This window comes from Vibrio sp. TAP-3B (genome assembly GCF_057784735.1).
The window spans coordinates 2,904,411-2,923,982 of sequence record NZ_CM173495.1; the positions used below are offsets into that span (position 1 = coordinate 2,904,411).

At 45.9% G+C, this 19,572-nt stretch carries 17 protein-coding genes and 1 other RNA gene; 14 read left to right on the top strand and 4 right to left on the bottom strand.

The features are described 5' to 3' along the window. Window positions 1-36 precede the first annotated feature (36 nt). From AC3D28_RS13805 to AC3D28_RS13820, 4 genes are read right to left on the bottom strand one after another with little or no spacing between them, the layout of a single operon-like run. The gene (locus AC3D28_RS13805) at window positions 37-660 is read right to left on the bottom strand and encodes a BON domain-containing protein (protein ID WP_488535093.1); all 624 of its coding nucleotides are present in this window, start codon (window positions 658-660) and stop codon (window positions 37-39) included. Window positions 661-685: 25 nt separating this feature from the next. Beyond that, the gene (locus AC3D28_RS13810; RefSeq protein ID WP_488535094.1) at window positions 686-1,276 is read right to left on the bottom strand and encodes a phosphoheptose isomerase; all 591 of its coding nucleotides are present in this window, start codon (window positions 1,274-1,276) and stop codon (window positions 686-688) included. A 3-nt stretch (window positions 1,277-1,279) separates the two neighbouring features. Beyond that, window positions 1,280-1,648 (bottom strand): YraN family protein, encoded by a 369-nt coding sequence (locus tag AC3D28_RS13815; protein ID WP_488535095.1) that lies wholly within the window; start codon window positions 1,646-1,648, stop codon window positions 1,280-1,282. Next, window positions 1,635-3,446, bottom strand: coding sequence for a penicillin-binding protein activator (locus AC3D28_RS13820; protein WP_488535096.1), 1,812 nt, complete (start codon window positions 3,444-3,446; stop codon window positions 1,635-1,637). Before AC3D28_RS13820 ends, AC3D28_RS13815 begins: the two co-directional genes overlap by 14 nt. Window positions 3,447-3,514: 68 nt before the next feature. Between AC3D28_RS13820 and rsmI the strand changes: the two genes are divergently transcribed. The 14 genes from rsmI (at window position 3,515) to ftsA (ending at window position 19,555) form a co-directional block, all read left to right on the top strand. After that, a complete protein-coding gene (gene rsmI / locus AC3D28_RS13825; protein ID WP_488535097.1) occupies window positions 3,515-4,378 on the top strand; it encodes a 16S rRNA (cytidine(1402)-2'-O)-methyltransferase in 864 nt (287 codons plus the stop codon). Between the two features lie 196 nt (window positions 4,379-4,574). After that, an RNA gene (rnpB, locus tag AC3D28_RS13830) (RNase P RNA component class A) lies at window positions 4,575-4,957 on the top strand. Between the two features lie 231 nt (window positions 4,958-5,188). Beyond that, window positions 5,189-6,139, top strand: coding sequence for a 16S rRNA (cytosine(1402)-N(4))-methyltransferase RsmH (gene rsmH, locus AC3D28_RS13835; RefSeq protein ID WP_098416538.1), 951 nt, complete (start codon window positions 5,189-5,191; stop codon window positions 6,137-6,139). Window positions 6,140-6,144: 5 nt separating this feature from the next. Then, window positions 6,145-6,462, top strand: coding sequence for a cell division protein FtsL (gene ftsL / locus AC3D28_RS13840; protein ID WP_098416537.1), 318 nt, complete (start codon window positions 6,145-6,147; stop codon window positions 6,460-6,462). Between the two features lie 98 nt (window positions 6,463-6,560). Further along, entirely contained in the window at window positions 6,561-8,243 is a 1,683-nt protein-coding gene (locus AC3D28_RS13845) for a penicillin-binding transpeptidase domain-containing protein (RefSeq protein WP_488536095.1), read from the top strand. A gap of 62 nt (window positions 8,244-8,305) precedes the next feature. Next, window positions 8,306-9,787, top strand: a complete 1,482-nt coding sequence (gene murE / locus AC3D28_RS13850) for a UDP-N-acetylmuramoyl-L-alanyl-D-glutamate--2,6-diaminopimelate ligase (RefSeq protein WP_488535098.1) — start codon at window positions 8,306-8,308, stop codon at window positions 9,785-9,787. Next, complete coding sequence (gene murF / locus AC3D28_RS13855; RefSeq protein WP_488535099.1) at window positions 9,784-11,148, top strand: UDP-N-acetylmuramoyl-tripeptide--D-alanyl-D-alanine ligase; 1,365 nt, start codon at window positions 9,784-9,786, stop codon at window positions 11,146-11,148. Before murE ends, murF begins: the two co-directional genes overlap by 4 nt. Beyond that, window positions 11,148-12,230 (top strand): phospho-N-acetylmuramoyl-pentapeptide-transferase, encoded by a 1,083-nt coding sequence (gene mraY, locus AC3D28_RS13860; protein ID WP_488535100.1) that lies wholly within the window; start codon window positions 11,148-11,150, stop codon window positions 12,228-12,230. Before murF ends, mraY begins: the two co-directional genes overlap by 1 nt. A gap of 42 nt (window positions 12,231-12,272) precedes the next feature. Further along, window positions 12,273-13,586: a UDP-N-acetylmuramoyl-L-alanine--D-glutamate ligase gene (gene murD / locus AC3D28_RS13865; RefSeq protein ID WP_488535101.1), complete on the top strand. Its 1,314-nt coding sequence runs from the start codon at window positions 12,273-12,275 to the stop codon at window positions 13,584-13,586. 18 nt (window positions 13,587-13,604) lie between these two features. Further along, window positions 13,605-14,801, top strand: coding sequence for a cell division protein FtsW (ftsW, locus tag AC3D28_RS13870; protein WP_098416531.1), 1,197 nt, complete (start codon window positions 13,605-13,607; stop codon window positions 14,799-14,801). Then, entirely contained in the window at window positions 14,788-15,855 is a 1,068-nt protein-coding gene (murG, locus tag AC3D28_RS13875) for an undecaprenyldiphospho-muramoylpentapeptide beta-N-acetylglucosaminyltransferase (RefSeq protein WP_488535102.1), read from the top strand. The genes ftsW and murG overlap by 14 nt, the downstream gene beginning before the upstream one ends. A gap of 23 nt (window positions 15,856-15,878) precedes the next feature. Beyond that, window positions 15,879-17,336 (top strand): UDP-N-acetylmuramate--L-alanine ligase, encoded by a 1,458-nt coding sequence (gene murC, locus AC3D28_RS13880; RefSeq protein WP_098416529.1) that lies wholly within the window; start codon window positions 15,879-15,881, stop codon window positions 17,334-17,336. Between the two features lie 181 nt (window positions 17,337-17,517). After that, window positions 17,518-18,300, top strand: coding sequence for a cell division protein FtsQ/DivIB (locus AC3D28_RS13885; RefSeq protein WP_488535103.1), 783 nt, complete (start codon window positions 17,518-17,520; stop codon window positions 18,298-18,300). Beyond that, entirely contained in the window at window positions 18,293-19,555 is a 1,263-nt protein-coding gene (gene ftsA, locus AC3D28_RS13890) for a cell division protein FtsA (RefSeq protein WP_488535104.1), read from the top strand. The genes AC3D28_RS13885 and ftsA overlap by 8 nt, the downstream gene beginning before the upstream one ends. Window positions 19,556-19,572: the final 17 nt, after the last annotated feature.

Genomic DNA, 19,572 nt, shown 5'->3' on the forward strand with positions numbered 1-19,572 from the left:
TGTTTAATAGATTTGCTTTGCGGACAGAAGCAAGCTTTACTTCGTTTCGTTATTGGTTGTATGTGACTCATTGGGAAGATCCACTTCAATAGGTTTGGCTTCACCATATTGGAAGCCTTTAATCACTTGCTTTACCCCAGAAATATTACGCGCGATTTCTGTTGCCCGCATTCCTTGTGCTGGTGTGACATAGCCAAACAGAAAAACATCGCCGTCTTCGGTGATCACTTTCACTTTCACTCCATTGAGTTCTGAGTCGGTGAGCAATGATGACTTCACTTTAGTGGTGATCCAGCTATCGTTACTGATTTGAGTAACCGATAATGGTTTTTTTTGCTTAATTTGGTTATGTATAACTTTGACGCCGTCGACTTCTCTTGCTCTTTGTTCAAGGTCGTTGATTAAACCTTGTGTGGGTGCTTGTCCCATAAGAACCACAGTACCGTTGTAAGAGCTAGCAACCACGCGAACCTCACTTTTAAAAGGCGCTTTATTGCCGATTGCAGCGACTTCGAATTCGATGTTGTTGTCTTGCCAAATCTGTTTCGTCGTACGTGTGTCTGTGACAATGTTGGCTGTCGTTGCGGCACCCGCGATAAACAGACCGGCGCAACCACTCATGTTAAGTGCTGTCAGTAAGATGATAAGGCTACGGATCATTATTCTGGCTCTCAATATTTATTCGTTACTCTTCATGGGCAGGGAAAAGCACCTGATCAATGAGATCACAAAGGCAATGGAGTGTGACCATATGCACTTCGTGAATGCGTGCAGTGCGATGTGATGGAATACGAATTTCGACATCATGTTCACCAAGCAATCCTGCCATTTCACCACCGTCTTTACCAGTCAGTGCAATAATAGTCATGTCTCTAGTTACCGCCGCTTCCATCGCTTTGATAATATTTTTGCTGTTACCGCTGGTCGAAATCGCGAGAAGAATATCACCAGGCTGGCCAAACGCACGCACCTGTTTTGAGAAAATCTCTTGATAATGGTAGTCATTAGCGACGGCGGTGAGAGTAGTGTTGTCGGCGGTCAAAGCCATGGCAGGCAGGCTGGGACGCTCCGTTTCAAAACGGTTTAAAAAACAAGACACAAACTGTTGCGCGTTTGAAGCACTACCGCCGTTACCACAACACAGAATTTTGTTGCCATTAAGTAAACTCGAGACCATAGCTTGAGCTGCATGGGTAATGGCATCAGGTAGTGCTTCTGCAGCTGCGATTTGAATTTGAATGCTTTCTTTAAAGCAATCTTTAATGCTGTCTAGCATCGCTTATCCTTCAGATATTGCATTTTGTATCCAGTTAATATCTCGACCATTGTCATGAATGGCGATGACATCGAACCGGTAATCGATATTGTGTTTTGAGCGCTTTTGTCGGCTAAGCCACAATTGTGCGGTTTTGACCAGCTTACGTATTTTAGCATGAGTGACCATTTCTGCTGCAGAGCCAAAACGTTCGTTCTTACGATATTTTACTTCCACAAAGACAATAGTGTCACCTTGTTGGAAGATTAAATCAATTTCGCCGACTTTTGTCAGAAAGTTTTGTTCAACAAAATGTAAACCCTGACGTTGCAGGTATTGCTTCGCCAAGGCTTCATATTGGTTACCGATCTGACGCGGACTAAAGAGTCCCACGCTCAGCCCAACTCAACTCGCGCTGTACGACACAGTTATTGTCAATACTTAAAGTGCCGGTTTGGCCATCGATAGAGTAGCCGGGAATGGCTTTCATCTGAGGCAGTTCACCAATCAATTTATAAGCATCCATACCTAACGCTTTTAGACGTTTTTCCATGTTGGATTGATCTGACCATAACTCATTCATTGCCGCCGTAACGGTAGGGTCTGGATTGATCAGTAATGGAATGTCGCTGTAGATAATACCTGTTAGGTCTTCGTAGGTAGTACCACCGCTATTACTACGAGAGCTAGAAAATAATTGTGGTGGTTTCGCATCAGGGTTTATCGCCACTTCAATGAACGGTTTGATCAACGTGAGCTCTGAGCTTGTAGCAACAATATAAACGGCATCCACATCACGGCGGCTTCGTGGCTGAGTTTCAAGTTTAATACGCAACAATGATTGCATCTGCGCAATGCGCTGCTTGCTTTCTTGTAAACCAAACACGTCATTGATGTCTTTCTGAAGCTGTCGCTTATCACCAAAATAGCTAGTAGCGACCTTGTTTGAGCTGTATTTTCTCCATTCTTGTTTAAAGGCCTCGGTAACACGCTCACCGTAGCTGCCTTTTGGTGCCAGAATAAGTGGGAAATTATAGCCTTCGCTGAATAAGTGTTTTGCAGCTTGCGCGGATTCTTGTTCAGGTGATAATGCTAAATAGCATATATTGCTATCAGATTGCACTTTTTCTGGAATATTTAATGCGAGAGCAGGAATGACAGGGTTGCTTACTGAACCATTCATGTCTGTATGCAGCAGCTCAACATTTTCTTTTTGTAGAGGGCCCACGACAAAATCAATGTTTTCATTCGTTAAGCGTTGTTTAATTTGCTCAGAACTGTACGCATTGGTATCGATAACCGTTAGTGTTGCACTTTGATCGCGATTTCGATCGTTCATCATCGCAAAAACGAAACCATCACGAATCAACTGTGCTTGCGGCGAGAACTTACCCGTAAGTGGCAGTAGCAGCGCAGTATTGTTTGGCTTAACAATATCGAGAGATAGGATGTTTTGAATCTCGTCTGGTGTGTAGATAGCTGCAGGGTGTGATGGGTTCTCGCTTAGCCAGCGCTCTAGCGTATTTTTAAGCTGGGACAGGTTACCTGAGAGTGTTTTCGCGTAAACCGCTAATTGCAACCATCCATCAAGCACATCTTCATTAGGCTCTATGTCCAGTGATGTCAGTTCGTATTCAGTATAACGACTAAAGTTCATCCAAATACGGCTAGAGCTCTCACGCTGTTCTGCAGAAGAGGCGTATTGGCCCAAAGCAACAAGCTGACGGTTTGCTTCGAATGCTTGATTAAGGCTTTGATAAGCATCAGCACGCATTGAATAGTAATCTTTCCATTGCTCGTCGGGCAAATTCCACCAAGGCTTAAAGTTCAGTAACTGCAGCAACCGTGAGTAATTGCCTTGTTTTTGCAGTATGGTCGCACGCGACAATTGCCACTCTGCCTGTTGAACTTCAGTCAATTGTTGGCGAGAAAGACGTTTGATTAAAAGCTCGGCTTGGTCAAATTGGTTTGCTTCGATAGCGGCTTTAGTTGCCATGATCAACCAGTCGTTTTGTAAACTGCCTTCTGTGCTATCAGCTTGGATCATGTAGCTCTGCACAGGCTGAGTCGGCTCAAGTGTTACGTCTACGCCATCTGGTTGTCTCGGGCCTGAAGAGCAGGCTGCGAGCGTAATTGCTAGTGCAACAGGAGTAAGTATGCGTGGTACACTGAGTCTCTTATGGTTAATCATTGCCGTGAGTTCTCTATAATTTTGTACAAAATTTTCTCTATAATAATCGTTGAAGTGATGGTAAACAAATGACAGATAAAAATAAGTTGCCGAATGAGGGGCCAACTCTCTATATCGTACCGACTCCAATCGGAAATTTAGCGGATATCACCCAACGTGCTATCGAAACTCTGTCGACTGTGGACATTATTGCTGCTGAGGATACTCGACATACGGGCAAATTGCTGTCTCACTTCAATATTCAAACCAAAACTTTTGCTTTGCATGATCACAATGAGCAGCAAAAAGCACAAGTATTGGTAGAAAAGCTGCTTTCAGGTCAGTCCATCGCATTAGTGTCTGACGCTGGCACACCACTAATCAGCGATCCAGGATACCATTTGGTGACAAAATGTCGTCAAGCGGGCGTAAGAGTTGTGCCTCTTCCTGGTGCGTGCGCTGTGATTACCGCGTTAAGTGCTGCTGGCTTACCGTCTGATCGTTTTAGTTTTGAAGGCTTTTTACCACCGAAAAGCAAAGGTCGTAAGGATAAGTTTCTTGAGATTGCTTCGGTAGAGCGCACCTGTATTTTTTACGAGTCACCGCACCGTATTTTAGACTCTCTACAAGATATGTTAGACGTTCTTGGTCCAGATAGAGAAGTGGTGTTAGCGCGAGAGCTAACTAAAACGTTTGAAACCATTCAAGGGTTACCATTAGGCGAGCTGGTTGAGTGGGTAAAAAGTGATAGTAACCAACAACGTGGCGAAATAGTGTTGCTGATACATGGATACCGTGAAACAACAGATAACGCTTTACCTGATGATGCTTTGCGGACGCTGGGAATTTTAGTGAAAGAGCTGCCTTTGAAAAAAGCCGCGGCACTAGTGGCGGAAATCCATAGCCTCAAAAAGAATGCGCTTTATAAATGGGGTTTAGAAAACCTAGATTAACGCCCACTAATACGTGTGAAGAAGAGCTGATGTCATTTAGGTATCCATCAGTTCTTTTTTACATAGTTGCATAGGTAGATAGTAATCATTTTTCTTTAAAACCATTTTGTGCAGAAAAACATCACTTAACTCGCTCATTTCATCATATCTGTGATCTCACTAGACTCTGAGTTGATAACTATATACAATCCGCCTCGGAGTTGACTGGGTGATCGCTGCTCTGTTGATGTCCTTCGGGAGACTGACAGAGGGGAGGAACGTCCGGGCTCCATAGAGCAGGGTGCCAGGTAACGCCTGGGGGGCGCGAGCCCACGACAAGTGCAACAGAGAGAAAACCGCCGATGGCCCGTAAGGGATCAGGTAAGGGTGAAAGGGTGCGGTAAGAGCGCACCGTGCGTCTGGTAACAGTGCGTAGCAAGGTAAACTCCACCCGGAGCAAGACCAAATAGGCTTCCACATTGCGTTGCTCGCGTAAGGAAGCGGGTAGGTTGCTCGAGCCTGTGAGTGATTGCAGGCCTAGACGAATGGTTACCGCCGCGAAAGCGGAGACAGAACCCGGCGTATGTGTCAACTCCACCTATTCGAAACCCATCATTACTTTTATAGTAGTGATGGGTTTTTTGCATTTTATTGACGCAAACTATGTCATTACCAATAAACTTGGCGCTAAATCACTTCTGATTTTAGACTTGAGGTGGCGATGATGTGGGAAATCAGTACACTATAATAGGTTGATTTTCTGCTACAAAAAATCAGCCTGAGAGAGCAACATATCTTAAAATTGCTTCAAGATTATTCAACGAGAAAGCTATGACCGAAACCTTCCAACATATTTCCGTGTTATTAAATGAATCCATTGATGGCTTAGCTATCAAGCCAGATGGCATCTACATCGATGGAACATTTGGCCGTGGCGGTCACAGCCGGACTATACTATCCAAGCTGGGCGAAAATGGGCGACTTTATAGTATCGACCGTGATCCTCAAGCCATCGCCGAAGCAGGAAAAATCAATGATCCACGTTTCACTATTATCCATGGTCCATTTTCTGGTATTGCAGAATACGCTGAAGAGTATGGATTAGTGGGTAAGGTTGATGGCGTACTGCTGGATCTAGGCGTGTCTTCTCCGCAATTAGATGACGCTGAGCGTGGCTTTAGCTTTATGAAAGATGGCCCGTTAGATATGCGTATGGATCCCACCTCTGGTATTCCGGTATCTCAGTGGTTAATGAAAGCTGACCTAGATGACATTACATGGGTCATTCGAGAGTTTGGTGAAGACAAACACGCGCGCCGCATTGCTCGCGCCATCGTCGAATACCGTGACAATGAAGAAAACGAGCCATTGGTCCGTACCGGACAACTCGCTAAACTGATTTCAGACGCTGCGCCAAAGAGTTTCAAAGAGAAAAAGCACCCAGCGACTCGATCATTCCAAGCATTTCGCATTTACATCAATAGTGAACTAGAAGAAATTGATACAGCCTTAAAAGGTGCGGCAAGTGTTCTTGCTCCGGAAGGGCGTTTATCTGTGATCAGTTTTCACTCTTTGGAAGATCGCATGGTAAAACGTTTCATTCGTAAAGAGAGTAAAGGGCCAGACGTGCCACATGGTATTCCATTGACTGAAGCGCAAATTAAAGAGCTCGGTAGTGCCAACATGAAAGCTCTGAGTAAAGCGATTAAGCCGAGTAAACAAGAAATTGAAATGAACCCTCGCTCGCGCAGTTCTGTACTAAGAATTGCCGAAAAGCTTTAATTCTTATGACGAAACCCACTCCTAATCTTGCTAAATTGGTTGCAACGGATTTCATTACCGTTGGTCGCTGGCCTTTACTGTTGTTGCTATTGATCGTGGCATCGGCAATGGGAGTGGTATTCGCTACCCATCATGCACGTCAAGCGATTACAGAAAAAGATCACACCTTGGTGGAGCGAGAGCGATTGGATAGCGAATGGCGTAACTTAATGCTGGAAGAAACCGCCCTTGCGGAACACAGTCGTGTTCAAGAGCTTGCGAAAAAAGAACTTGAAATGATACGCCCTGATGGCGATAAAGAAGTGGTAATCACACTCAAATGATTAGAAAGAAAACCAACGCGAAACAAACCAATAAGCGCGAATCTGCAGGGCAGGAAAAAGTCGTCACGAGTGACGCGAAAACTCCGGGAAAAGTGGAGATGGACGAATCATTCCTGATCCGTTGGCGCTTCCACCTGTTGTTGTTTTTTGTCTTTTGTGCATTTGCACTTTTAGTCGCACGCGTTGCGTACATTCAAATCATCGAACCCGACAACCTGATTAAACAAGGTGACCTTCGCTCGGTTCGAGTAAAATCCATTCCTTCTGCTCGAGGGATTATTTCTGACCGAAATGGTGAACCACTTGCGGTAAGTGTTCCTGTTGAAGCCGTTTGGGCAGATCCTGCGACCATCTTTAAAGAAAACGCCTTAAGCCAGAGTAAAAGCTGGTATGCGTTAGCTGACGTTCTGGGCGTGGATCGACAAGGTTTGATTGATAAGATTAAGCGCAATGAAAAGCGCCGCTTTATTTATTTGCAGCGCCAAGTTAGCCCAGCAATGGCAAACTATATCCGTGAGCTAAAGCTACCCGGCGTAGGTCTTAAATCGGAATCTCGTCGTTACTACCCAGCAGGTGAAGTTAGTGCTCATTTAGTCGGTGTTACTGGGATTGATGGGCATGGCCTCGAAGGCGTCGAGAGCAGTTATGATGAGTGGCTAACAGGGGAAGAGGGTCGAAAGACCATTCGTAAAGACCGTTATGGCCGAGTCGTAGAGAATATCGCTTGGCAAGACAAACAAGAAGGTAAGTCACTTCAGTTGACCATCGACCAGCGCCTACAGGCGATTGCCTATCGCGCGATCAAACAGGCTGTGGCCGATCACCGAGCAACATCGGGCTCAGTCGTGATGCTCGATGTCAAAACCAGCGCCGTACTTGCGATGGTTAATGCCCCTTCCTATAACCCCAACAATCGCAGTGACTGGCAAAGTTATAAGATGCGTAACCGAGTCATCACCGATTCGATGGAACCCGGCTCGACAATTAAACCTTTTGTTATTTTAGCCGCCTTAGAAAATGGAGTGGCGGATAAAGATACCATCGTGGATACCGGTAATGGTGTGCTGCGCTTTGGTGGCAGCCGAGTGAGAGATGTCTCTCGCGTTGGTAAAGCCAGTTTGACCAAAATCCTCAAAAAATCCAGTAACATTGGTGTGACAAAATTGGCGATGAAAATGCCAGTAGAAGCGCTGCTTGGATTATACAGCTCAGTTGGTTTTGGCGGGCTTTCTGGTTTGAACTTAGTGGGTGAAGTAACGGGCATTTTTCCTTCGCGAACACGTTGGTCGCCCATTGAACGCGCAACAATTGCTTTTGGCTACGGACTCTCGGTCACACCGATCCAATTAGCGCACGCTTATGCGACGCTTGGTAACCTAGGTCAGTATGAGCCCGTGCATATTATTGAAAGCAACGATCATGACATGTCCCGCCAAGTCGTCAGTGTAGAGTCTGCGCAGCAGGTGCTGGATATGTTGGAAACCGTAACTCAAAAAGGGGGCTCTGCCCGTCGTGCCGCGGTTCCCGGCTATCGAGTAGGGGCCAAAACCGGTACTTCGCGCAAGGCCTCAGCAGGTGGATACAGTGATGAGTACATCACGTACACGGCAGGGCTCGCTCCGGTTAGCGATCCGCGCATTGCATTGGTTGTGATCGTTAATGAACCTCAGGGTGATGACTATTATGGCGGTTCGGTAGCGTCTCCTGTCTTCTCTGAAATCATGAAAGGTGCGCTGCAAATACTCAATGTTGCGCCTGACGAAAACAAATTCCAGCAGTAAGCCGAGTGGCTTACTGAGCAAACAAAATGAAGAAAACCTGAGCTCAAGCTCGGAGAACAAATATGACTAAAGCCATCAGTATGGACGTACTGCTTTCCCCTTGGGTCGACTGCCCTAAATTATCGTCCGTTCTTGTTTCTCAATTGGAACTCGACAGTCGAAGAGTTGAGTCTGGAACCACGTTTGTTGCGGTTATTGGCCACGTTGTGGATGGGCGTAAGTTTATTGCACCGGCGATTAAGCAGGGGGCGAATGCCGTTCTTGCTCAAGCGTGTGATGCAAAAACGCATGGTACAATTGAGATTGTCGATAATATCCCAGTTATTTACCTCGATGCTTTAGATAAATGTTTATCTAACATAGCTGGGCAGCTTTACGCTTACCCTGAGATGGAACTCATTGGCGTAACCGGGACGAATGGTAAAACCACCATTACTCAGCTGATTGCGCAATGGTTAGAGCGACTTGGCCACAAAGCGGCAGTGATGGGCACGACGGGAAATGGTTTTCTCGACAATTTACAGCAAGTCGCGAATACAACGGGGAATGCCGTTGAAATTCAGAAAACGCTCTCCTCTCTCGCCAATCAACAAGCCACATACACAGCGCTAGAAGTCTCTTCTCATGGCTTAACGCAAGGTCGCGTCAAGGCGTTGTCGTTTGCGGCGGGTGTGTTTACTAACCTAAGTCGTGACCACCTAGATTACCATGGCACGATGGAAGAGTACGCCAATGCAAAGTTGGGGTTGTTTACGCAACATCAATGTGAACGTGCCATTATCAATATCGATGATGAAGTCGGTCGTGCATGGGCGATGCAGTTAAGTAATGCGATTGCGGTTTCGCTCAAGCCGAACACTGAATTTGAGAGTGCGATATGGGCGACAGATGTCAGTTACGCGGAGTCGGGGATTACTATCCAATTCGATGGTAAATTTGGCTCAGGTCAATTGCACGCGCCACTGATTGGTGAGTTTAACGCAACCAATTTAATACTCGCTTTTGCGACCTTGTTAAGTTTGGGTATGGATAAGCAAGCGTTACTCGCTACCGTAGGTCAACTGCAACCCGTGCTAGGCCGAATGGAGTTATTCCAAGCTGAGCGTCGTGCCAAGGTCGTGGTCGATTATGCCCACACGCCTGACGCACTAGAAAAAGCACTGCAAGCTTTACGAGTCCACTGTGAGGGGCAGCTCTGGGCTATTTTTGGTTGCGGTGGTGACCGTGATGCAGGGAAACGCCCAATGATGGCGGAAATTGCAGAGCGTCTTGGTGATAAACTCGTTTTGACGGATGATAACCCACGCAGCGAAGAACCGGCTCAGATTGTAAAAGACATGCTGGCTGGGCTGTTAAAACCTGCCGAAGCGATCGTTCAGCACGACCGTTTCAAAGCGCTGTCTTATGCCGTTGAAAATGCCTCGCCAAAAGACATCATCTTGTTAGCGGGTAAGGGCCACGAAGACTATCAAATTCGTAATGGCGAAACGATTCATTACTCCGACCGTGAGTCCGCTATGCAGCTTTTAGGATTGTCCTCATGATCAAAGTAACGTTATCTCAAATTGCCAACATTACTCGCGGTGAGCTATTCGGCGATGATCTACTTATCGACGCGGTTTCTACTGATACACGAGCGATTGACAACGGTGCTTTATTTGTTGCGTTGGTGGGTGAGCGCTTTGACGCGCACAACTTTTGCCAACAAGCGGTGGATGCAGGCGCTGGTGCTTTACTCGTACAAAAACGTCTAGATGTGAATGTGCCACAAGTCGTGGTGTCGGACACCAAAATGGCACTGGGTGAGTTAGCCTCTTGGGTGCATCAAACTTGCCAAACACCTACCGTCGTCATCACAGGCAGTTGCGGTAAAACGACCGTCAAAGAAATGGTCGCGAGCATTCTGCAATTGAAAGGTAAAGTACTGTTTACTGCAGGTAACTTCAATAATGATATTGGTGTTCCGTTGACGTTATTGCGCTCACAGCAGGATGATGATTATGCCGTGATTGAGCTTGGTGCTAACCATATCGGTGAAATTGCTTACACGACGCAGTTAGTAAAACCAGATATCGCGTTAGTGAACAATGTAGCAGCCGCGCATCTTGAAGGTTTTGGTTCTATCGAAGGCGTGAAACAAGCCAAAGGTGAAATCTACCAAGGTCTTTCTGCTGGTGGTGCTGCGATTGTCAACTTAGACAGCAATGGCGAAACAAAGTGGGAAAGCGTACTGGCGGATAAGCAAGTCATCACGTTCTCACAAACGAATTCAAGTGCCGATTTTTATGCTTCAAATATTGTGATGAATGCCGCAGGTGAAGCGAGCTTTAAGCTGCATATCGCAGCAGGCTCACAAGAAATTGAACTCTCTCTGGGTATTATTGGTCAACACAACGTCGCAAACGCCATTGCGGCAGTTATCATCGCACTACAAATGGGCGCAACGTTGGAAGAAGTTCGCATTGGGCTTAAGCATTTGAATAAGGTGAAAGGCCGGGTGGAAGTGGAACAATTGAGTGAAAAGATCAAATTGATTGACGATAGCTACAATGCGAGCGTTCCAGCAATGAAAGCCGCTGTCGATCTATTGGCGTGTTTCCAAGGTCAGCGTTGGCTGATTTTAGGTAATATGGCGGAATTGGGCGAGGAAAGTCTTGCACTTCATTGTCAAGTCGGGGAATATGCTGCCCCACAAAAATTTGAACATGTCCTCACATATGGTGCACACGCCAAGGTTATTAGCGAGCTTTGCCAAGGCATTCATTTTGAGACGCATCAAGAGTTGATTGAATACATCAAGCAGCATCTAGACCAAGCCGTTCCTGAACACCATACTATTTTGGTTAAGGGATCGAACGGTGCTCGTATGTTTGAAGTCGCTGCTGCTTTGAAGGAGTATTATTAATGATTATTTGGCTTGCCGAACTGCTACAGCCATATCTGTCTTTTTTCCGGTTATTTGAATACCTGTCTTTTCGAGCAATCTTAAGCGTATTAACAGCATTAGGTCTGTCACTATGGATGGGGCCAATTATGATTAAGCGTTTGCAAATGCTGCAAATTGGTCAGGTTGTACGTAACGAAGGTCCAGAATCCCACTTTAGTAAGCGTGGTACCCCAACAATGGGCGGTATCATGATCTTAGCAGCAATTTCGGTCACGATTTTATTATGGACCGACTTATCCAATCCGTACGTGTGGGCTGTGTTGACCGTATTGCTCGGCTACGGTGCGGTCGGGTTTGTCGATGATTATCGCAAAGTGGTCCGCAAAAATACCGATGGTCTGGTTGCGCGCTGGAAATACTTTTGGCAGTCGTTGATTGCTTTTGTGGTGGCGTTTGCACTTTATGTGTATGGCAAAGATACGGCAGCGACTCAGCTCGTGGTGCCCTTTTTCAAAGATGTGATGCCTCAACTCGGGCTGATGTACATCATTCTGACTTACTTCGTGATTGTGGGGACGAGTAACGCGGTAAACCTAACCGATGGTCTCGATGGTTTAGCTATCATGCCAACCGTGTTGGTTGCGGCAGGTTTTGCTGTGATTGCATGGGCAACAGGTAACGTTAACTTCTCTGAATACCTACATATTCCATACTTACCTCACGCGTCTGAGCTGGTTGTTGTCTGTACGGCGATAGTGGGGGCAGGTCTTGGCTTCTTGTGGTTCAACACATATCCAGCACAAGTATTTATGGGTGATGTTGGCTCACTAGCGCTCGGTGGTGCACTTGGCACTATCGCCGTATTGGTTCGTCAAGAATTGATATTGGTGATCATGGGCGGTGTGTTTGTGATGGAAACGCTGTCGGTTATTCTTCAAGTCGGTTCTTACAAACTGCGTGGTCAGCGTATTTTTCGCATGGCACCAATTCACCACCACTATGAACTGAAAGGTTGGCCAGAACCTCGCGTAATCGTGCGCTTCTGGATTATTTCTATGGTTCTTGTTCTGATTGGCCTTGCAACACTGAAAGTGCGTTAATCGCACTTTCCAAGAATAAGTTATACAACAGTGTGATCAAATATGGAACGTTGGCAAAACATACATAGTGTCGTCGTCGTAGGGCTCGGTATTACCGGGCTCTCTGTCGTTAAACACCTCAGAACAAATCAGCCACAGCTAGTGGTTAAAGTGATTGATACGCGAGCAAACCCTCCGGGAGCTGAACATCTTCCTGACAATGTTCAACTGCATCGTGGCGGTTGGAATACGGAGTGGCTTACTGAAGCCGATCTCGTCGTGACTAATCCTGGAGTTGCTCTAGCGACACCACAAATACAAGCCGTGTTAGCACAAGATACACCAGTGGTTGGTGATATCGAGTTGTTTGCTTGGGCGGTTAATAAACCCGTTGTGGCGATTACTGGCTCCAACGGTAAGAGTACGGTAACCGATCTCACGGGCGTGATGGCAAAAGCTTCTGGCTTGGATGTCGGTGTGGGTGGCAACCTCGGTGTTCCGGCTCTAGATTTACTAGAACAAGACGCGGATTTGTATGTGCTTGAGCTCTCAAGTTTCCAGTTGGAAACAACGTCAAGCTTGAAACTAAAAGCAGCCGCATTCCTTAATCTCTCTGAAGATCATATGGATCGCTATGAAGGTATGGCAGATTATCGACAAGCGAAATTGCGTATTTTTGATAATACGGAACTCGCCATCGTTAATCGTGATGATCCAGAAACTTTCCCTGATGCAGAGATGCCAATAGTGACATTTGGCAGTGATAATCAGGATTTTGGTCTAGAAGAGGAGGACCATTGCACTTGGTTGCTCGACCATGGCCAACGTGTGGTTGCAAGTAATGAGCTTAAGTTTGTCGGAAAACACAACTTAGCAAATTCCTTGGTGGCCCTCGCTTTATTAAAAGCGGTAGGTATCGATTATCACAACGCATTGAATGCACTAAAAAATTACACGGGACTGACACACCGATGCCAGCTAGTTGCGGATAATCAAGGTGTCAAATGGGTGAATGATTCTAAAGCCACTAATATTGCGAGCACGATGGCAGCGTTATCAGGATTGGAGTTGACGGGGAAGTTGTATTTATTGGTGGGCGGTGTCGCTAAAGGTGCTGACTTCACCCCATTAAAGCCGATCTTCGCAGCGCTCAATTTACAGTTATGCTGTTTTGGTGTCGATGGCGATGATTTTATGCCATTGCATGAATCAGCAATGCGGTTCAACACCATGGAAGATGTGATTCTGCATGTAACTTCACAGTTAAAATCTGGCGATATGGTGATGCTATCTCCAGCATGTGCTAGCTTTGATCAATTCGACAACTTTATGGCAAGAGGCGATGCTTTCGCTGCTCTTGCTCAGAAATATGCATAATTAAAGGTTACAGACTTTGTGGGTTTAGGTAACGTTAAACGCAGTATTGGCAATTGGCTCAAACATCCTGCTCCAGAAGCGATGTTTGATCGTCAGTTAGTGTGGATTACGCTGGGTTTGATGTTGACTGGTTTGGTTATGGTCACCTCGGCATCATTTCCTATTAGCTCACGATTAACGGATCAGCCGTTTCACTTCATGTTCCGTCATGCCACTTTTCTTGTGTTGGCATTGTGTACAGCGGCGGTTATTTTGCAAGTGCCATTACAAGAATGGTTTAAGAAAAGTCACTATTTACTTTGGCTTTCCTTTGCATTGCTTATTATTGTGCTTGTGGCTGGTAAGTCAGTCAATGGAGCGTCCCGCTGGATATCGTTGGGGTTGTTTAACCTTCAGCCAGCGGAGGTGGCGAAGCTATCGCTGTTTATCTTTATGTCTGGTTATTTAGTACGAAAACAAGACGAAGTACGACAAACCTTCTTCGGTGGTTTTATGAAGCCAATCATGATGTTTGCGTTCTTTGCGGTATTGTTACTTGGACAACCAGACTTAGGTACGGTCGTCGTGATGTTGGTGACACTATTTGGCATGCTGTTTATCGCAGGTGCGAAGCTCACTCAATTTCTTGCGTTGATGATTGCAGGTATAAGCGCAGTCGTAGGATTGATTTTAATTGAACCTTATCGGATGCGGCGGGTTACGTCTTTCCTCGATCCTTGGGAGGACCCATTTGGTAGTGGTTATCAGCTTACGCAATCTTTGATGGCGTTTGGTCGCGGAGAGTGGTTTGGGCAAGGCTTAGGAAACTCAATTCAAAAACTCGAATACCTACCAGAAGCGCATACCGACTTTGTCTTTGCTGTACTGGCGGAAGAGCTGGGTTTTGTTGGCGTCGTGCTTGTATTGATGTTGATATTTAGCTTGGTCCTCAAAGCGGTTTACATCGGCAAGCGTGCGTTTGAAGAAGGTGAAATATTCGGTGGTTACTTAGCTTTTGGTATCGGTATTTGGTTTGCGTTCCAAACTTTGGTCAACGTCGGCGCTGCAGCCGGTATTGTTCCAACCAAAGGTCTGACACTCCCACTAATCAGTTATGGTGGTTCCAGTCTGATAATTATGTCCGTTGCAGTATCCATATTGCTACGAATCGATCATGAACGCCGCTTGAAATGCGAGCAACAACAATCAGAACGACAAACTAATGAAACAAAATAAACGTTTGATGGTGATGGCTGGTGGTACTGGCGGTCACGTGTTTCCAGGATTAGCCGTCGCTAAGCAACTGCAAGAGCAAGGCTGGGAGATCCGTTGGTTAGGGACTGCGGATCGAATGGAAGCAGATTTGGTGCCAAAACATGGTATTGAAATCGACTTTATTCAAGTCAAAGGCTTAAGAGGCCAAGGCGTTAAACGTCTTCTTGCGGCGCCATTTCAAATCATCAATGCCATCATGCAAGCGCGCGCGCATATGAAACGTTGGAAACCTGATGCCGTGTTAGGTATGGGCGGCTATGTGAGTGGTCCTGGTGGCATTGCGGCTTGGCTGAGTGGTATTCCTGTTGTTCTGCACGAACAAAATGCGGTTGCGGGTTTGACAAACCAATGGCTATCAAAAATTGCTAAGAAAGTCTTTCAGGCGTTTCCTGGCGCGTTCCCTGCAGCTGAGGTAGTCGGCAACCCAGTGCGTGAAGATCTAACAAGATTAGAAGCGCCAGCAGAGCGAATGCAAGATCGTCAAGGTCCGATTCGTATTCTGGTGATGGGCGGTAGCCAAGGCGCTCGTATTCTTAATCAAACTCTGCCAGAAGTGATGGCAAAACTGGGCGGTGACTACTGTATTCGTCATCAAGCGGGTAAAGGTTCCGCAGATGAAGTGAATAATTCGTACCAAGCTCTTAATGTGGTAAACGCAGAAGTTACTGAGTTTATTGACGATGTTGCCGAAGCCTATGCGTGGGCTGACCTTTTGGTTTGTCGTTCAGGAGCATTAACCGTTTCTGAAGTATCAGCGGCAGGCGTGGGTGCTATTTTCATTCCGTTTATGCATAAAGACCGTCAACAAGCGCTGAACGCCGATCATTTAGTAGAATGCGGCGCAGCGAAAATGATAGAACAACCAGGTTTAACCGTTGAATCTTTGACGCAGCAGATCCAACAGTTGGATCGCCCTGCTTTACTGTCGATGGCTCAAAAAGCACGTGCAGCTGCAAAGTTAGACGCTGACAAAATTGTCGCACAAGCCATTGTCGCTTTGACTGAAAAGCGTTAACGAATTATTGAGAATTAACATTCATGACTATCCAACATACACAAGACTTAGCTCAGATTCGCGCAATGGTGCCAGAGATGCGCCGGGTGAAATCCATCCATTTCATCGGCATTGGTGGGGCGGGAATGAGTGGCATTGCAGAAGTTCTTTTGAACGAAGGGTATAAGATTACCGGCTCTGATTTATCAGAAAACCCAGTGACAGAGCGTTTGGTATCGAAAGGTGCAACCGTCTATATCGGTCATTTGGCAAGTAATGTTGAAAAAGCAAGTGTGGTCGTTGTTTCTACAGCGATAAACGAAGAAAACCCTGAAGTAATGGCGGCTCGTGAGTTGCGTATTCCCATTGTTCGTCGAGCGGAAATGCTGGCGGAACTGATGCGTTTTCGTCACGGTATTGCCGTTGCGGGTACCCACGGTAAAACCACGACCACAGCATTAGTCACTCAAATCTATTCAGAAGCAGGCCTTGATCCTACGTTCGTCAATGGTGGTTTAGTAAAAAGCGCTGGTACTAATGCCCGTTTAGGCTCCAGTCGTATTCTTATCGCGGAAGCGGACGAAAGTGATGCGTCATTTTTACACCTTCAACCAATGGTGAGCATCGTGACTAATATCGAAGCCGACCATATGGAAACCTACGGTGGTGACTTTGAAACCTTGAAACAAACCTTCATTGATTTCTTGCATAACCTGCCGTTTTACGGCCAAGCGATCGTTTGTATTGATGACCCTGTTGTTCGAGAGTTAATTCCACGTATTAGTCGTCAAGTCATTACTTACGGCTTCTCCGAAGATGCCGACGTACGTATTCAAAACTATCGTCAAGAAGGTCAGCAAGGCAAATTTACGGTGGTGCGTAAAGGGGGGGTTAACTTAGATATCACTCTGAATATTCCAGGTCGCCACAATGCACTTAATGCGTCGGCTGCGATTGCGGTTGCAACCGAAGATGACATTGAAGACGATGCAATTCTAAAAGCGATGGCCGGTACGCAAGGCACGGGACGACGTTTTGATCATCTTGGAGAGTTTGATACAGGTAATGGTCATGCCATGCTGGTGGATGATTACGGACACCACCCTACAGAAGTGGACGTGACCATTAATGCTGCGCGCAGCGGTTGGCAAGACAAACGTCTTGTTATGATTTTTCAGCCACACCGTTATAGCCGTACGCGTGATCTATACGATGACTTTGCGAATGTGCTAGAGCAAGTTGATGTATTAATCATGTTGGATGTTTATGCCGCAGGTGAAAAGCCAATTGCAGGCGCGGACGGACGAGCTTTATGTCGTACAATTCGCAGCCGAGGCAAAGTCGATCCCATTTTTGTGCCTGAAATCGAACAATTACCGTCAGTTTTGGCTAACGTTATGCAAGATGGCGACCTGATCTTAACGCAAGGTGCGGGAGATGTTGGTAAAGTGGCCAAACAGCTTGCAGGTCTTGAATTAAATATAAACAAGATGCTTGGATAACACAGATTGTTGAAGTAAAGACTCAGATCTCGATTTTGCACCAATAACGTTGTGATTTATTGCTATCAGTGTTTGATAGTTTACAAGAGCTCAGTATAATCCCAAGGTTAAAGTCAATACTTTTGCCTCTGCGTAATTATGTGGGTAAAAATACACGACAAAAAGTCAGGAAACGAAGACGTTGTTGAATATTGCACTGAATGACGAGCGACTAAACGCGGACAATAACCGTGGTCGCCAAGAGAGACTCTTGGGTGCGCTATTTTTCTTTGTAGTTGTGACCTTGATTAGTTCTGTTTTGTACTCGGCGATCAGTTGGATGTGGGATGACCAAAGGTTACCTCTCTCCAAAATAGTGCTTCAAGGGAAACTGGAGTATGTCACTGCTGGCGATGCTCAGGCGGCATTTAGTCAACTTGATCACATCGGTACATTTATGTCTCAGGATATTGATGTATTACAGCGAAGCGTTGAAGCATTGCCTTGGGTGGCGCATGCCGCCATTCGAAAGCAGTGGCCAGATACAGTAAAAGTTTTTTTAACAGAGCATCAACCTGAAGCAATCTGGAATGGCAATGTACTGTTGGATAAAAATGGATACGTGTTTGATGGGGACGTTGCTTTGCTCAAGGAAGAAAAAGTAAAACTGTATGGACCCAAAGACAGTGGACCGGAAGTCTTGCAGACTTATCGTGATTTGAGTCCTAAGTTTCAACAGTTGGGTTTAGCGATATCGTCTCTGGTATTAAACGAGCGACGAGCTTGGCAAATAATCCTTGATAATGGTATTCGATTAGAGCTCGGTAAAGAGTCTCTTCTTGAACGTATAGAGCGTTTTTTCTCGCTCTATAACAAGCTTGGCAGTGACACACAGAGAATCAGTTATATCGATCTCAGGTACGATACAGGAGCTGCAGTCGGTTGGTTTCCTGAACAAGAGTTAAAAGAGAGTACAGATGACTAAGGCCGCTGATGACAACATTATTGTTGGTCTTGATATAGGCACTGCAACCGTATCAGCTCTAGTGGGTGAGATTCTGCCAGACGGCCAAATTAATATTATTGGTGCGGGCAGTAGCCCTTCACGTGGCATGGATAAAGGTGGCGTGAATGACTTAGAGTCGGTTGTAAAATCAGTACAACGTGCAATTGATCAAGCTGAATTGATGGCCGAGTGCCAGATCAGCCGAGTTTTCATTTCGTTGTCTGGTAAGCATATCGCAAGCCGAATTGAAAAAGGAATGGGTACGATATCTGATGAGGAAGTATCTCAAGAAGATATGGACCGCGCTATCCATACTGCAAAATCGATTAAAATCGGTGATGAACAACGAATCCTTCATGTTATTCCACAAGAGTTCACCATTGATTACCAAGAGGGCATTAAAAACCCGCTTGGTTTGTCTGGGGTAAGAATGGAAGTGAGTGTCCACCTTATCTCATGCCATAATGACATGGCACGTAATATTATTAAGGCGGTAGAACGATGCGGCCTTAAAGTAGAGCAACTTGTATTTTCGGGACTTGCTGCAAGTAATGCTGTAATCACCGAAGATGAAAGAGAGCTTGGAGTGTGTGTGGTTGATATTGGCGCTGGCACGATGGATGTGGCTATCTGGACTGGTGGTGCGCTACGTCACACAGAAGTATTTTCGTACGCAGGAAATGCGGTAACTAGTGATATTGCTTTTGCTTTTGGTACGCCAGTGAGCGATGCTGAAGAAATAAAAGTAAAATACGGCTGTGCTTTAAGTGAACTGGTCAGTAAGGATGACACGGTTAATGTACCAAGCGTAGGAGGGCGACCATCGCGAAGTCTGCAGCGGCAAACGTTGTCAGAAGTGATTGAGCCACGTTACTCTGAGCTTATGGGACTGGTTAACCAAACTATCGACTCTGTACAGGTAAAATTGCGCGAAGATGGAATAAAGCACCATCTCGCTGCGGGGGTTGTACTCACCGGCGGTGCTGCGCAAATGGACGGAGTGATAGAATGTGCGGAACGTGTATTCCGCAATCAAGTTAGGGTCGGTAAACCGCTCGAAGTCAGCGGATTAACTGACTATGTAAAAGAGCCGTATCATTCTACGGCAGTTGGATTACTTCATTACGCAAGAGACATGCAGTCTAGCGACGATAGCGATTATAATGAACCTAAACGCTCATCTGTTACTGGCTTTTTCGATAAATTGCGTAATTGGATACAAAAAGAGTTTTAACCTGAGTTGCAGGATAA

Bases quoted from the DNA above. Each gene is read 5' to 3' on its own strand.
- AC3D28_RS13805 (WP_488535093.1), bottom strand. From the start codon at position 660: ATGATCCGTAGCCTTATCATCTTACTGACAGCACTTAACATGAGTGGT.
- AC3D28_RS13810 (WP_488535094.1), bottom strand. From the start codon at position 1,276: ATGCTAGACAGCATTAAAGATTGCTTTAAAGAAAGCATTCAAATTCAA.
- AC3D28_RS13820 (WP_488535096.1), bottom strand. From the start codon at position 3,446: ATGATTAACCATAAGAGACTCAGTGTACCACGCATACTTACTCCTGTT.
- rsmI (WP_488535097.1), top strand. From the start codon at position 3,515: ATGACAGATAAAAATAAGTTGCCGAATGAGGGGCCAACTCTCTATATC.
- rsmH (WP_098416538.1), top strand. From the start codon at position 5,189: ATGACCGAAACCTTCCAACATATTTCCGTGTTATTAAATGAATCCATT.
- ftsL (WP_098416537.1), top strand. From the start codon at position 6,145: ATGACGAAACCCACTCCTAATCTTGCTAAATTGGTTGCAACGGATTTC.
- AC3D28_RS13845 (WP_488536095.1), top strand. From the start codon at position 6,561: ATGGACGAATCATTCCTGATCCGTTGGCGCTTCCACCTGTTGTTGTTT.
- murE (WP_488535098.1), top strand. From the start codon at position 8,306: ATGACTAAAGCCATCAGTATGGACGTACTGCTTTCCCCTTGGGTCGAC.
- murF (WP_488535099.1), top strand. From the start codon at position 9,784: ATGATCAAAGTAACGTTATCTCAAATTGCCAACATTACTCGCGGTGAG.
- mraY (WP_488535100.1), top strand. From the start codon at position 11,148: ATGATTATTTGGCTTGCCGAACTGCTACAGCCATATCTGTCTTTTTTC.
- murD (WP_488535101.1), top strand. From the start codon at position 12,273: ATGGAACGTTGGCAAAACATACATAGTGTCGTCGTCGTAGGGCTCGGT.
- murG (WP_488535102.1), top strand. From the start codon at position 14,788: ATGAAACAAAATAAACGTTTGATGGTGATGGCTGGTGGTACTGGCGGT.
- murC (WP_098416529.1), top strand. From the start codon at position 15,879: ATGACTATCCAACATACACAAGACTTAGCTCAGATTCGCGCAATGGTG.
- ftsA (WP_488535104.1), top strand. From the start codon at position 18,293: ATGACTAAGGCCGCTGATGACAACATTATTGTTGGTCTTGATATAGGC.